Source organism: Flavobacterium sp. I3-2 (genome assembly GCF_013389595.1).
Classification (GTDB): domain Bacteria; phylum Bacteroidota; class Bacteroidia; order Flavobacteriales; family Flavobacteriaceae; genus Flavobacterium.
The window spans coordinates 1,497,331-1,508,848 of the sequence record NZ_CP058306.1; the positions used below are offsets into that span (position 1 = coordinate 1,497,331).

The 11,518-nt window shown below is 31.4% G+C and carries 16 protein-coding genes; 8 read left to right on the forward strand and 8 right to left on the reverse strand.

The genetic code is table 11. The annotated features are described in order from the left end of the window. Window positions 1–33: 33 nt before the first annotated feature. The 4 genes from HW119_RS07005 to HW119_RS07020 form a co-directional block, all read right to left on the reverse strand. The gene (locus HW119_RS07005; protein WP_177762497.1) at window positions 34–273 is read right to left on the reverse strand and encodes a hypothetical protein; all 240 of its coding nucleotides are present in this window, start codon (window positions 271–273) and stop codon (window positions 34–36) included. Window positions 274–346: 73 nt separating this feature from the next. Continuing rightward, on the reverse strand, window positions 347–739 hold the full coding sequence (locus tag HW119_RS07010; protein WP_177762500.1) for a VOC family protein: 393 nt from the start codon (window positions 737–739) through the stop codon (window positions 347–349). 37 nt (window positions 740–776) lie between these two features. After that, window positions 777–1,289 carry a hypothetical protein gene (locus HW119_RS07015; RefSeq protein ID WP_177762503.1) on the reverse strand — a complete coding sequence of 171 codons (513 nt, stop codon included), beginning with the start codon at window positions 1,287–1,289 and terminating at the stop codon, window positions 777–779. 1 nt (window position 1,290) lies between these two features. After that, entirely contained in the window at window positions 1,291–1,842 is a 552-nt protein-coding gene (locus tag HW119_RS07020) for a hypothetical protein (protein WP_177762505.1), read from the reverse strand. A 141-nt stretch (window positions 1,843–1,983) separates the two neighbouring features. Here HW119_RS07020 and HW119_RS07025 point away from each other — a divergent pair, with 141 nt between their 5' ends. Next, window positions 1,984–3,024, forward strand: coding sequence for an NAD(P)-dependent alcohol dehydrogenase (locus tag HW119_RS07025; RefSeq protein ID WP_177762508.1), 1,041 nt, complete (start codon window positions 1,984–1,986; stop codon window positions 3,022–3,024). 52 nt (window positions 3,025–3,076) lie between these two features. Then, on the forward strand, window positions 3,077–3,295 hold the full coding sequence (locus HW119_RS07030; RefSeq protein WP_177762511.1) for a hypothetical protein: 219 nt from the start codon (window positions 3,077–3,079) through the stop codon (window positions 3,293–3,295). A 531-nt stretch (window positions 3,296–3,826) separates the two neighbouring features. Here the strand turns inward: HW119_RS07030 and HW119_RS07035 are convergent. Together HW119_RS07035 and pepE are read right to left on the reverse strand one after the other, a co-directional pair. Further along, the gene (locus tag HW119_RS07035) at window positions 3,827–4,417 is read right to left on the reverse strand and encodes a hypothetical protein (protein ID WP_177762514.1); all 591 of its coding nucleotides are present in this window, start codon (window positions 4,415–4,417) and stop codon (window positions 3,827–3,829) included. Window positions 4,418–4,478: 61 nt separating this feature from the next. Continuing rightward, window positions 4,479–5,186 carry a dipeptidase PepE gene (gene pepE / locus HW119_RS07040; RefSeq protein ID WP_177762517.1) on the reverse strand — a complete coding sequence of 236 codons (708 nt, stop codon included), beginning with the start codon at window positions 5,184–5,186 and terminating at the stop codon, window positions 4,479–4,481. Between the two features lie 115 nt (window positions 5,187–5,301). Here pepE and HW119_RS07045 point away from each other — a divergent pair, with 115 nt between their 5' ends. The 4 genes from HW119_RS07045 to HW119_RS07060 are packed head-to-tail and all read left to right on the forward strand — an operon-like array spanning window position 5,302 to window position 7,731. After that, window positions 5,302–6,039, forward strand: coding sequence for a hypothetical protein (locus HW119_RS07045; protein ID WP_177762520.1), 738 nt, complete (start codon window positions 5,302–5,304; stop codon window positions 6,037–6,039). Continuing rightward, on the forward strand, window positions 6,036–6,749 hold the full coding sequence (locus HW119_RS07050; protein WP_177762523.1) for a hypothetical protein: 714 nt from the start codon (window positions 6,036–6,038) through the stop codon (window positions 6,747–6,749). Before HW119_RS07045 ends, HW119_RS07050 begins: the two co-directional genes overlap by 4 nt. Window positions 6,750–6,784: 35 nt before the next feature. Then, window positions 6,785–7,141: a twin-arginine translocase TatA/TatE family subunit gene (locus tag HW119_RS07055; RefSeq protein WP_177762526.1), complete on the forward strand. Its 357-nt coding sequence runs from the start codon at window positions 6,785–6,787 to the stop codon at window positions 7,139–7,141. Beyond that, window positions 7,141–7,731: a phosphatase PAP2 family protein gene (locus HW119_RS07060; RefSeq protein ID WP_177762529.1), complete on the forward strand. Its 591-nt coding sequence runs from the start codon at window positions 7,141–7,143 to the stop codon at window positions 7,729–7,731. Before HW119_RS07055 ends, HW119_RS07060 begins: the two co-directional genes overlap by 1 nt. A 17-nt stretch (window positions 7,732–7,748) precedes the next feature. On the opposite strand, the gene HW119_RS07065 is transcribed toward HW119_RS07060, so the two are convergent. Beyond that, window positions 7,749–8,390: an O-methyltransferase gene (locus tag HW119_RS07065; RefSeq protein ID WP_177762531.1), complete on the reverse strand. Its 642-nt coding sequence runs from the start codon at window positions 8,388–8,390 to the stop codon at window positions 7,749–7,751. A gap of 141 nt (window positions 8,391–8,531) precedes the next feature. Here HW119_RS07065 and HW119_RS07070 point away from each other — a divergent pair, with 141 nt between their 5' ends. Both HW119_RS07070 and rlmN read left to right on the forward strand, forming a co-directional pair. Further along, on the forward strand, window positions 8,532–9,272 hold the full coding sequence (locus tag HW119_RS07070; RefSeq protein WP_177762535.1) for an SDR family NAD(P)-dependent oxidoreductase: 741 nt from the start codon (window positions 8,532–8,534) through the stop codon (window positions 9,270–9,272). An 85-nt stretch (window positions 9,273–9,357) separates the two neighbouring features. Beyond that, complete coding sequence (rlmN, locus tag HW119_RS07075; RefSeq protein WP_177762538.1) at window positions 9,358–10,398, forward strand: 23S rRNA (adenine(2503)-C(2))-methyltransferase RlmN; 1,041 nt, start codon at window positions 9,358–9,360, stop codon at window positions 10,396–10,398. 134 nt (window positions 10,399–10,532) lie between these two features. Here rlmN and HW119_RS07080 read toward each other — a convergent pair whose 3' ends face one another. Beyond that, the gene (locus HW119_RS07080; protein WP_177761900.1) at window positions 10,533–11,486 is read right to left on the reverse strand and encodes an IS110 family transposase; all 954 of its coding nucleotides are present in this window, start codon (window positions 11,484–11,486) and stop codon (window positions 10,533–10,535) included. Window positions 11,487–11,518 lie beyond the last annotated feature (32 nt).

An 11,518-nucleotide genomic window follows, 5' to 3' on the forward strand; every position in this document is an offset into this window, starting at 1 on the left:
CATCGAAATAAACGATGGATTTTTTTATGTCATTTAGTCTAATGTAGGTTTATCGCCGTTAGCCAATGAAAACTTTATCGATTTTTTTGGGTATTTTTCAAATGAAATATCACTCGGATTTGAGATTAATTTTTTGATACTGATTTTATCACCCAACTGAAAATTAGCTGTAACCATTTTATAATCTAATAAATAAGGACCACAGAAAAAATTTCCTTTTTCGTCTTTTTCAATTATTCCTTGATAAAGACCTTCTTTTGTTTCTTTTCCCATAAAGCTGAAAATTAAGCTACAAAGATACCATTACAAATTGAAAATATTTCGATTTATTAAAAGCTTTTCAAAATTATTCTGCTGGTTCCCAAAGCTCAATTTTGTTGCCATCTGCATCAAGAATATGTGCAAATTTTCCATATTCATGGTCAATCAATTCACCAATTATTTCAATGCCATTTGCTTTAAGTTGTTCAAGTAAGCCTTCGATGTTTTGCACGCGATAATTAATCATAAATGGTTTTTCTGACGGAGCAAAATAATCGCTTCCAACTTTAGTCGGGCACCATTGCGTCGATTCTAATTTATCCGGATTGTCAATGTTTCTGCTTTCAAAAGTTGCCCCCCAATCACTAACATCCATATTTAAATTTTTAGCATACCATTCGCGAGTTGCTTTAGGATTTTCGCTAAAAAACATCACACTTCCAATACCTAAAACTTTAGGTTCTTTTTTATTCTCCATTTGTTGATTTTTTTACAAGTTTACTGATTTTTTTGAATTAATTATTAATGAACCTCTTTTTGTAGTCTAAAATCTTTTTCTGTAAATCAATTGCATTAATGTCAATTTTTGAAGTGTTAATTCGAACTGTCGAATTCATTAAAGCTTTCTCAGCAATTTTTTTGTTTTTTAGATTGTTCATCGCAGCACGTTTATTTTTTAAATGTAGAACCACAACGGTTTCTTTGTACAAAATCAAGAACGGATAAATAGTTACACAACTTACACTTTCGATGTTGTTCCAATATATTTTTCCATAAATTGAATCATAATCCAAAATACCTTCCGAATCCAATTCGATTATCGGTTTCTTGTAATTTATTAATAAAACAACATCTTTATATAGTAAATAAATCATGTATCCGATTGAAGCGGCGATTATTAATCGATATTCGTTTATGTTCCAAACATCGAAATAAATGAGTAAAATAACTAATAACATCAAATCGAACGGAATCACAATTTGAATGATTAATTTTTTTAGATTGCATTTTATAGATTCTTTTTCCATATTATTTTCTTGTTTTGTCTATATAATCTTCTTGAATAGTTAGATTGAAAAATTTTGAAAGATTATGGATGATTAAATCGAAATTTTGAAGTGCGTTGGTATTTAATTTTAACGGCCAATACAATTGAATTCTTTCGTTTGAATTTAATTCAATAAAATAACGAATATTCGTTTCCACGCGCCATGATTTATTTATGTCAACATATTCTTTCGTTGTCAGTTTGATGATTTTTTGTATTTCTTTAATCCGAATTTCCTTTTTAGAAATGATATTTTTAATTAGAATTCGATTTGTCTTTTTATTTACAGATATTTTTTTTGAGCTCACCAAATACATAATAATACTTAAAATTGTATAAATAAAAACAAGTATTATTAGAACGATATTTACTTCAAAATCTTGAATAAACGAAAAAAAGAATGTAAAAGTCGAACATATAAAAAACAACAAAACACTAAATAATCGCCACATTTTGTTAGGATAAAAAATGAAGTTTGTGCGGGTTTCTTCGGCTAATTTTAAACCAAAGTCTTTAGTGATTAATTTGTGCATAAGTGGTTTGTTTTAAGGTTGATACAAGTTAAGGGTTTTTCTGAAATTCTCAGCATGCGAAATTTCCTAAAGAAAATGGATTTTCGTAACTTTATAAAATCTATTTGATTTTTGAATAGTTTAAATAATTAAATAAATAAAATGAGTACAAAAGCATTTGCTGCCTTTAATGCGGTTGAGCCGTTAGGTCCACATACTATAGAAAGAAGAAATTTAAGTCCTAAAGATGTTTTTATAAAAATCGATTATTGTGGTGTTTGCCATAGCGATTTACATACGGCAAAATCAGATTGGGGACCAACAAATTATCCATCTGTTCCAGGACACGAAATTGTAGGTCGAGTAGAAGCTGTTGGTTCTGAAGTAACAAAATACAAAATTGGCGATTTAGTTGGAGTTGGTTGTATGGTAGAATCTTGTCAGCATTGTCATTCGTGTGATGAAGGTTTAGAACAATATTGCGAAAATGGTTTTACCGGAACTTATAATTCTAAAAAGTCAAAACACGGTGGAATTACTTATGGCGGATATTCTGAAAACATTGTTGTTGAAGAAGATTTCGTTTTAAGAATTCCTACTAATTTACCGTTAGATGCGGTTGCACCTTTATTATGTGCAGGAATTACTACTTGGTCTCCTTTACGTCATTGGAATGTAAAAAAAGGTGATAAAGTTGGAATTATTGGTTTAGGAGGTTTGGGGCACATGGGCGTAAAATTTGCTAAAGCAATGGGCGCACGTGTTGTCATGATTACAACTTCTGAGTCGAAAGGAGAAGATGCTAAGAAACTAGGAGCCGATGAGGTTTTAATTTCTACAGATTCTGAGCAAATGGCAAAACACAATTACAGTTTCGATTTCTTGTTAAATACCATTCCGGTTGCACATGATGTAAATCCATATTTATTACTTTTAAAATTAGATAAAACCATGTGTATGGTTGGTGCGATTGAACCACTTCCGGGAGTTCATGGAGGCGTTTTAATTAATAAACGTAGAAATATTGCAGGTTCTTTAATTGGTGGAATTAAAGAAACGCAAGAAATGTTAGATTTTTGTAGTGAACACGGTGTGGTTTCTGATGTTGAAGTTATCAAGATGAATGAAATTAACGAAGCTTATGTTCGTATGCAAAAATCAGACGTGAAATATCGTTTTGTAATTGATATGAAAACGTTGTAATTACAAACAATAAATTTTTCTAAATTACGTTTATATCATAAAATGGCTATCTATGAAAAATGCGATAATTTATATATTTTTAATTTCGATTGCTTTGGTGTCGTTTGGTTGGATAATGGATGCTGAGCAAGTTCAATCTAACTTTTTGGTTCAGATGATTGAATTTTTGGCAATGACTATTATTGTTTTTTCGATATTATCAGGGTTCATTTGGATTATGATGAAAATAAGAAAAGCGTCTTGTATAAGTAATTTTTATAAAAGCTCTTGAGAAATCAGGAGTTTTTTGGATTTAAAATGGTAAGCTTTTTAAGATGAAAAAGTCCAAAATGTAATCTGATTCCAAAAATACCTGTCTCGGTAAAAATACTTTCATTACCAATTTTTATTTTACCTTTTAGGCTAGAGTAACAAATAAAAAAATGTCCTGCGTCAATACATTCAATTTTATTTTGTTTGTATAAATCGGTCCAGCCAAATTGTTCGTATTCATTATTTTCAGAATCAAATAAAAAACGTCTGATCTTTTTTTCATCATTTAATTTATTTATCGAACGAATTGACCAACGCTTTAAATCGCTTTCAAATCTACTAGGAACTTCATCTGCTGTTAAAGTTTTTGAAGGAGCGATAATTAAAGTGTCAATTGCAATTGTAACTTCACTATCTTTTGGTTGATAACTTATTGCATAAGCTCCCGACCAAATATCTTTTTCGTTTTCGCATTTGCAATAAATCCAAAACTAAAAACAAGAAACATTATAATAAAGAAATTTTTCATAATCAGATAGGTTTAAAATTTTTAATCTTTTGTAATATTCCACAAACGTTTTGTGTTTGGTAAATAACTTACTTTTAAATTATCGGTATTCAATTCCAATCTTGATGCTGTCAGATTTTCAGATTGACTATTTAAAACAATTGTATCGTTTTCAGTATTTACAAAAGTATAATACCAACGGGTGTTTGATGCATATTTTCCATAAGAAACACTAGAATCTATATATCGCGCATTATAAAAATATGAATATTCTTCTTTCATTAATAAGTCAAAATCTAAAATGTTATCCCAAAAATAATAGGTAATTGCAGCTAGAACGATAAATGTGTTTAATGTGATTTTTTTTAATCGAATTGGATTTTTAGAAAAAGATAAACCTTGACGTTCTCTTTCTTCTCCATTATTAATTAAAAAGTTTGCAAAAGCAATTGAAACTACAGAAAAACAAAGAGATGCGAAAAGTATTGAAAATAAATAATGATTTAATACTTGCTCGCGTTGTAACGGATATCTTACATATATTATCAAATAAATAAGACTTATAAGCGTTACAATACTGATTGTAATTATTAAAAAGGCTTTTGTTTTTCTATAACTTCGTTTGTGATTCATATTAATATAAGTGTTTGGTTGAATTAAAGTTATAAAAAAAAAACGGTCTGTTTAGACCGTTTTAAGATAAATTAGATAAATCTGATTCAGATTCTAATTCAATTGGTTTTTGATTTTGACGAAACAATCGAGCTGTTAATGTTCCTTTTAAAGTGATTTTTGCGCCGCGAACTTCCAACCAACTTCCTTCACGTAATCCCAAAACAGGTTGCGTGTTGAAAGCATGAAATTCGTTAATTCGAGTTTCACGAGTTTCTCCCATGTGTGTCGAGCCTTCAATTGGGTCTAAATAATGCGGATTGATATTAAACGGTACCATTCCTAAAGTCTGAAAACTTGGTGGATAAACAATTGGCATATCATTCGTAGTTTCCATGGTTAAACCTGTAATATTGCTTCCGGCAGAACATCCTAGATACGGAATGCCTTTTAATAAAGTATTTTTTAAGGCTGTCATCACACCAGTTTGATGCAATTGTTTTACAAGTAAAAATGTATTTCCGCCACCTGTGAAAATACCTTGTGCTTTGGTAATGGCTTCAGCCGGATTTTCAAAAGTGTGTAATCCAATTATTTTTTTATCGATTTTAGAAAAAGCCTCAGTAACTTTTTCGGTATATTCGTCATGAGAAATTCCATTTGGTCTTGCGTACGGAATAAAAACGATGGTTTCTACGTTTTTAAAATGATTTTCTAAGGTTGGTAATAAATATTCCAAATATCCCAATCCAAAAACAGTAGAAGTACTTGCTATAATTAAATTTTTCATTATATTCAGTTTGAATTACAAAATTAGCTTATTTTCTTTTAACATAACTTTACAAACAATTACATTTAACTTTAACTTATTAAAGAATATTTTTACTTTAGCTTAAAATAATCAAATGACACATAAATACCTAATATTTTTATTGTTTCTATTTACGTCCCTTACGAATTGTTTTTCTCAACAACGGACTGAAGTTCAAGGAAAAGTGGTTTCTAGATTTCGCGATTTAGAAGGTATTTATATTGAAAATATTTCGGCAAGAAAAAATACAACTACAGAAAAGGGAGGTTATTTTAAAATCGAAATGCAACCAAATGATACTTTGATTTTTGCTTCGGTAAATTTAAAAGGAATTAGACGTGTGATAAAAGAATCTGATTTTTCTAAGAAGCTTTTGTTTATTCCGATGGAAGCTTCAGAATATACATTGGACGAAATGATTATTGAACGAAAAATTACAGCAGAATCTTTAGGAATTATAAAACCTAGAAAAAAATTAACACCAACAGAGAAAAAATTACATACGGCTTCTTCAATGGCTACTTCGGCCGGTCTTGTTTCAATTGATGGATTTGTAAATGCTTTATCAGGACGGACAGCTATGTTAAAAAAAGCATTAGAATTTGAACGAGAAGAACTTTTGATGCGGAGAATTATCAATAATTTCGATGAAGAATTTTATGTAAATGAATTACATATTCCAAAAGTTTACATTGAAGGTTTTGGTTTTTTTATAACCCAAGACAAAAAATTATCAAAACCGATTAGCGCTTATAGCAAAGCTGAATTGAAGTTTTTGATGAGTCAGAAAGCCATCGAATATTTAGAAATTATAAAGGAACTTGAAAAATGATATTTAAGTTAAGATTTTTTTTAGCAATTATGTTTTTGTTTTCCGTTGGAATTCAAGCACAAGAACGTGTCATCAAAAACGGTCGAATTATTGCAAAATATTTTGATTTAAATGATGTTGCCATACAAAATGTTAGTCTTAACAAGACGGTTTATTCTGAAAAAGGAGGTTATTTCAAATTGCCAATTGCAGTAAACGATACTGTTGTTTTTTCATCAGAAAATTTTAAACCTATTTATATTGTAGTAACACCAAGCGATATTCAAAGCCGATTTTTATACATTTCATTAGAACCGAATGAAAATACATTAGAAGAACTTGTAATCGATGGAACATTAAAAAGAAGTGCCTATTTAGATGCTAAAAAAAGAAAAGCAGGTGTTTATAAAAAACTACATACTGCAACTTCAGGTGGTCCAATTTCACAATTAATTAATTTACTTTCTGGAAGAACCAAAATGCTAAAAAAAGCAATCGAATTAGAAGAACAAAATGACATGGCTGAGCGAATGATTAGCTCAATGAGCGAAAGCTATTTTATTGATGAATTGAAAATTCCGAAAGAATATATCGGTGGTTTTGGTTATTTTCTTTTGGATGATTATGATGTTGTTGAAGCAGTTAAAAGACGTAATTCATATCAATTACAATTCTTGTTACCTTTAAAAGCAAAAATGTATTTAGAAATGATTAAAGAATATCAACAATAAAAATGAATTACTTAACTTTGTAAAAAATAAATAAAATGTTCGGAATAGGCGGAGGAGAATTATTCGTAATCATAGCAGTAGTTTTAATGTTGTTTGGGTCAGACAAAATCCCTGATATTGCTCGTGGTTTAGCAAAAGGAATGGCTCAAATCAAAAATGCTACAAACGATATTAAACACGAAATTACAAAAAGTGTTGAGGAATCTGGTGTTGTTGAAGATATTAAAGAATCCGTAAAAATAGATGAACTTAAAAAATCTGTTGGATACGACGAGTTAAGAGATTCAATGAAAATGGATCATTTTAATCCGTTAGCAGATGTTCAAAACGAAATCGAGAAAACACAAGAAGATATCGAAAACATGACTGGTCCAATTAAACGTATGAAATAATGCTAGATTCAATTATTCAATTAGATCAACAATTATTAGTTTATTTACATAGTTTTGGTTCAGAAACTTGGGATCCGTTTTGGTTGTACATCACTAAGCAATTAAATTGGTGGCCTTTTTTCGTAATACTATTATTTTTATTATATAAAAAATTAGGATGGAAACAGTTGGGTTTACTGATTGTGATTTTAGCATTGTTCTTTACCTTCACAGACCAAATGACCAATTTGGTAAAAAATTCGGTGCAACGCTTACGACCACTTAATGAACCAGCAATTGAAGGAATGGTTCGTGTTTTGAAAAATACCCAAAGCTTTAGTTTCTTTTCAGGTCACGCATCAAACTCAATGGGAGCTATGGTAATTCTTTTTGCAGTTTTAAGAAAGTATTACAAATACGCTTGGATTATTTTCTTTTTTCCGTTGTTATTTGCATATACCCGAATTTACTTAGCATTACATTATCCAGGTGATATTTTATGTGGCTTTATTTTTGGAGGATTATCAGGATTGTTTTTCTTTCAAATATTCAAATACCTAAATAAAAGATTTAATCTTACAGATAAACAAAACAAAAACGCTTTCAATTAAGAAAGCGTTTTTTGTATTTATAAAACTCGAGAAACCGTAAGTCCATCTCTAATAGGTAATAAAACCGTTTCGACTCTTGGATCTTCTTTTGTAATTCGATTGTATTCTAATAAAATCGGCGTCGATTTATCGTTCTTCTTAACTTCTTCCAAAACCTTTCCGCTCCATAAAACATTGTCCGATAAAATAATACCGCCTTTATTCATCATCGGTACAATCAGATTCCAATAATTAATATAGTTTTCTTTATCGGCATCAATAAAAACCAAATCGAATTTTTTATTCAACGTCGGGATTATTTCAATGGCATCACCAATGTGTTGGAAAATTCGGCCTTTATATTCCGATGTGTTGAAATACTTTTCTTGAATTTCTTCTAATTCCTCATTAATATCAATCGTATCAACCGTTCCGTCGGCCTGTAAACCTTCAGCCAAACATAAAGTCGCATAACCAGTATAAGTTCCTAATTCTAAAATATGTTTCGGATGAATGATTTTCGAAAGCATACTCAAAACACGTCCTTGAAAATGACCGCTTAGCATTCTTGGTTGTAATATTTTTTGATGCGTTTCTTTATTTAATTGTTGCAAAATTTCAGGTTCATTTTCTGAATGAAGCGCAACATAATTTTCTAATTCTTCTGAAATAAAATGCATGTGATTTATTTTTTGCAAAGATACATTATTTTAATAAAATTATTTTTTCTGAATTTCGATTGTTTTTTAGTTAAATATGATTGTTATCAGGTTTTAAGCCGAATTTTTTGCGTATTTTTAGATAATCAAAAAAGTAAAATAATGAAAAGATTAGAAAATAAAGTTGCCTTAGTAACTGGTGGTGCTTCTGGAATTGGAAAAGCAATTGTTGATCGTTTTGTTCAAGAAGGAGCAAAAGTGGTTTTTACCGATTTGAATGAAACTTTAGGGAAAAAAGTAGAGTCAGAATTAGGATCAAACACCTTGTTCATTAAAGCAGATGCAGCTTCACCTTCAGATAACGAAAGGATTGTAAAAGAAACGGTTGCAAAATTTGGCGCTTTACATATTGCTATTAACAATGCCGGAATTGGAGGAGAAGCTAACATTGTTGGAGAAATGTCTATCGAAGGTTGGAAAAAAACGATTGACATCAACCTAAACGGAGTTTTCTATGGCATGCATTATCAATTACCAGAAATCGAAAAAGTAGGCGGTAGTATTATCAACATGGCATCAATTTTAGGATATGTTGGTTTCGCAAATTCATCTGCTTATTCTGCAGCAAAACACGGAGTTCTTGGTTTAACAAAATCTGCAGCTTGGGAATACGGAACAAGAAATGTCCGCATCAATGCAATCGGTCCCGGTTTTATTTCGACACCTTTAGTAGATGACAATTTACCTGCCGAAGTTTTAAAATATTTAGAAACGCAACATGCGATGCAACGATTAGGAAAATCAGAAGAGGTGGCTTCATTGGCACTTTGGTTAGCATCAGACGAAGCTTCGTTTGCAACTGGAACCTATTATCCTATCGATGGCGGATATTTAGCAAAATAAAAAAACGATAAAGATTTAAAAGTGAACTTGTTTAGGTTCACTTTTTTTTATGAAAAATATCAATCGAAAATACTAACTTTGCACCATGCAAACGACAAAAAAAGACATCCGTTCATTAAGCAAAGAAGATTTGCGAAATTTCTTCGTCTCTCAAGGCGATAAATCTTTTCGTGGAAACCAAGTTTACGAATGGTTATGGAGTAAAGGCGCACATCATTTCGATGACATGACCAACCTTTCAAAGGAAACCAGAAACATGCTCGAAGCACACTTTGTGATTAATCACATAAAAGTAGATACGATGCAACACAGTAACGACGGAACCATTAAAAATGCCGTTCGTTTGCATGATGGTTTGGTAGTAGAATCGGTTTTAATTCCAACCGAAACCAGAACTACAGCTTGTGTTTCTTCGCAAGTAGGTTGTAGTTTAGATTGTAATTTCTGTGCAACTGCTCGTTTAAAACGTATGCGTAACTTGGCACCAGATGAAATTTACGACCAAGTGGTTGCTATCGACCAAGAAAGTCGTTTGTATCACAACCGTCCGCTTTCTAACATTGTATTTATGGGAATGGGCGAACCGTTGATGAACTACAACAACGTAATGAAAGCCATTGACATGATTACTTCAGACGAAGGTTTAGGAATGTCGCCAAAACGAATCACCGTTTCAACATCCGGAGTTTCAAAAATGATTAAGAAAATGGCCGATGATGAGGTGAAATTCAAATTAGCCGTTTCGTTGCATTCTGCTGTTGAAGAAATCAGAAATCACATCATGCCGTTTACCAAAAGTTTCCCGTTACCAGAATTACGAGAAGCATTGGAATATTGGTACCGTAAAACAAAAAGTAAAATTACTTACGAATATGTGGTTTGGGGCGGTATCAACGACGATAAAAAATCGATTGATGCTCTAGTGAAGTTCTGCAAATACGTACCATGTAAAGTAAACTTAATTGAATACAACCCTATCGACGATGGCGAATTTCAACAAGCCGCTCCAGAAGCCATTGATGCGTACATCAAAGCTTTAGAAAATGCTGGAATTGTAGCTAAAGTACGTCGTTCTCGCGGAAAAGATATCGATGCCGCTTGCGGTCAATTAGCAAATAAATCATAAAACAAAACCTGTAAGGATTTTCTTGCAGGTTTTTTATTTTCTTGTCATTCCGAGGTAACGAGGAATCTCTAAGCAAGATTCTTCGACTTCGTTTTCACTGCGCTCAGAATGTTCTGTGTTTCTATGCAACTATTTTAACAATAATTTTCTTGATATTTACCATTCGCTTTAGCTATTGCAAACGCTTGTTTTAATAGTTTGTTTGCAATAGCTATTTTAATTACTCTTTCTGGTTTTCCAAGGCTTTTCAATCTGTCGTACATTTCTTTACAAGTTTTGTTACAATGTTTAGCTGACCAACTGCACATATAAAGCAACTTTCTGATTTGTGCTTTACCCATTTTACAAATATGTCCTTTTCCCTTTACACTGGTTCCACTTTGATATATTCTGGGACTAAACCCTACATAAGCGATGAGCTGTTTATAATTCTCAAACTTCTTGAAGTTATCGGTTATCAAAGATAGCATCATTGCGGTTTTTCTACCTATGCCTGGAATACTCTCAATATTCTCGATAGTCTGACCGTATTGCTGTTTTGCTAATCGTTCCATTTCTACTTCGATTTTATGTTTGGTTTTTTCAAGATTGGAAAGATCTTTTTTTATAGTCTTTTCTAAAAATTTGTCTAACGAACCACTGCTTTCAAAGGCTTCTAATTGGCGTTTGTTTTGTTGGATTTGTTTATTTAACAGTTCAACTCGTGTGTATAAATGTCGAAGCTTCGTACAATTTTCACTTTCTTGTTCCCACTGTTTCAAGTCATACTTTTCACCATATTCGGCTATTGTTCTTGCGTCTTTTTTGTCCGTTTTAGCACGATAAAGCATTGTCTGACTAAAACGCTTGATCACCAAAGGATTTTCTACACAAACTTTAATATTCCGACTGCTTAAAAAAGTAGCTAATGGGAAATAATAACTGCCCGAAGCCTCCATAACAACCCAATCTACTTGTTCTATCAAATTTAACAACTGTTTAAATCCTTTTTCTTCATTAGGAAAAACAAAATAATCCCATCGTTCTTTTCGCTTAAAACTTACATCAAAAGTTTGTTTGCTAATGTCAATTCCAATAATTTTACACATACATAAAATGTTTTATCAGAAAAGAAATTACT

Coding starts and splice junctions, on each gene's coding strand:
- HW119_RS07060 (WP_177762529.1), top strand. CDS start 7,141: ATGCTAGATTCAATTATTCAATTAGATCAACAATTATTAGTTTATTTA.
- HW119_RS07010 (WP_177762500.1), bottom strand. CDS start 739: ATGGAGAATAAAAAAGAACCTAAAGTTTTAGGTATTGGAAGTGTGATG.
- HW119_RS07025 (WP_177762508.1), top strand. CDS start 1,984: ATGAGTACAAAAGCATTTGCTGCCTTTAATGCGGTTGAGCCGTTAGGT.
- HW119_RS07055 (WP_177762526.1), top strand. CDS start 6,785: ATGTTCGGAATAGGCGGAGGAGAATTATTCGTAATCATAGCAGTAGTT.
- HW119_RS07030 (WP_177762511.1), top strand. CDS start 3,077: ATGAAAAATGCGATAATTTATATATTTTTAATTTCGATTGCTTTGGTG.
- HW119_RS07035 (WP_177762514.1), bottom strand. CDS start 4,417: ATGAATCACAAACGAAGTTATAGAAAAACAAAAGCCTTTTTAATAATT.
- HW119_RS07070 (WP_177762535.1), top strand. CDS start 8,532: ATGAAAAGATTAGAAAATAAAGTTGCCTTAGTAACTGGTGGTGCTTCT.
- HW119_RS07015 (WP_177762503.1), bottom strand. CDS start 1,289: ATGGAAAAAGAATCTATAAAATGCAATCTAAAAAAATTAATCATTCAA.
- HW119_RS07050 (WP_177762523.1), top strand. CDS start 6,036: ATGATATTTAAGTTAAGATTTTTTTTAGCAATTATGTTTTTGTTTTCC.
- HW119_RS07005 (WP_177762497.1), bottom strand. CDS start 273: ATGGGAAAAGAAACAAAAGAAGGTCTTTATCAAGGAATAATTGAAAAA.
- HW119_RS07020 (WP_177762505.1), bottom strand. CDS start 1,842: ATGCACAAATTAATCACTAAAGACTTTGGTTTAAAATTAGCCGAAGAA.
- HW119_RS07045 (WP_177762520.1), top strand. CDS start 5,302: ATGACACATAAATACCTAATATTTTTATTGTTTCTATTTACGTCCCTT.
- rlmN (WP_177762538.1), top strand. CDS start 9,358: ATGCAAACGACAAAAAAAGACATCCGTTCATTAAGCAAAGAAGATTTG.
- pepE (WP_177762517.1), bottom strand. CDS start 5,186: ATGAAAAATTTAATTATAGCAAGTACTTCTACTGTTTTTGGATTGGGA.
- HW119_RS07080 (WP_177761900.1), bottom strand. CDS start 11,486: ATGTGTAAAATTATTGGAATTGACATTAGCAAACAAACTTTTGATGTA.
- HW119_RS07065 (WP_177762531.1), bottom strand. CDS start 8,390: ATGCATTTTATTTCAGAAGAATTAGAAAATTATGTTGCGCTTCATTCA.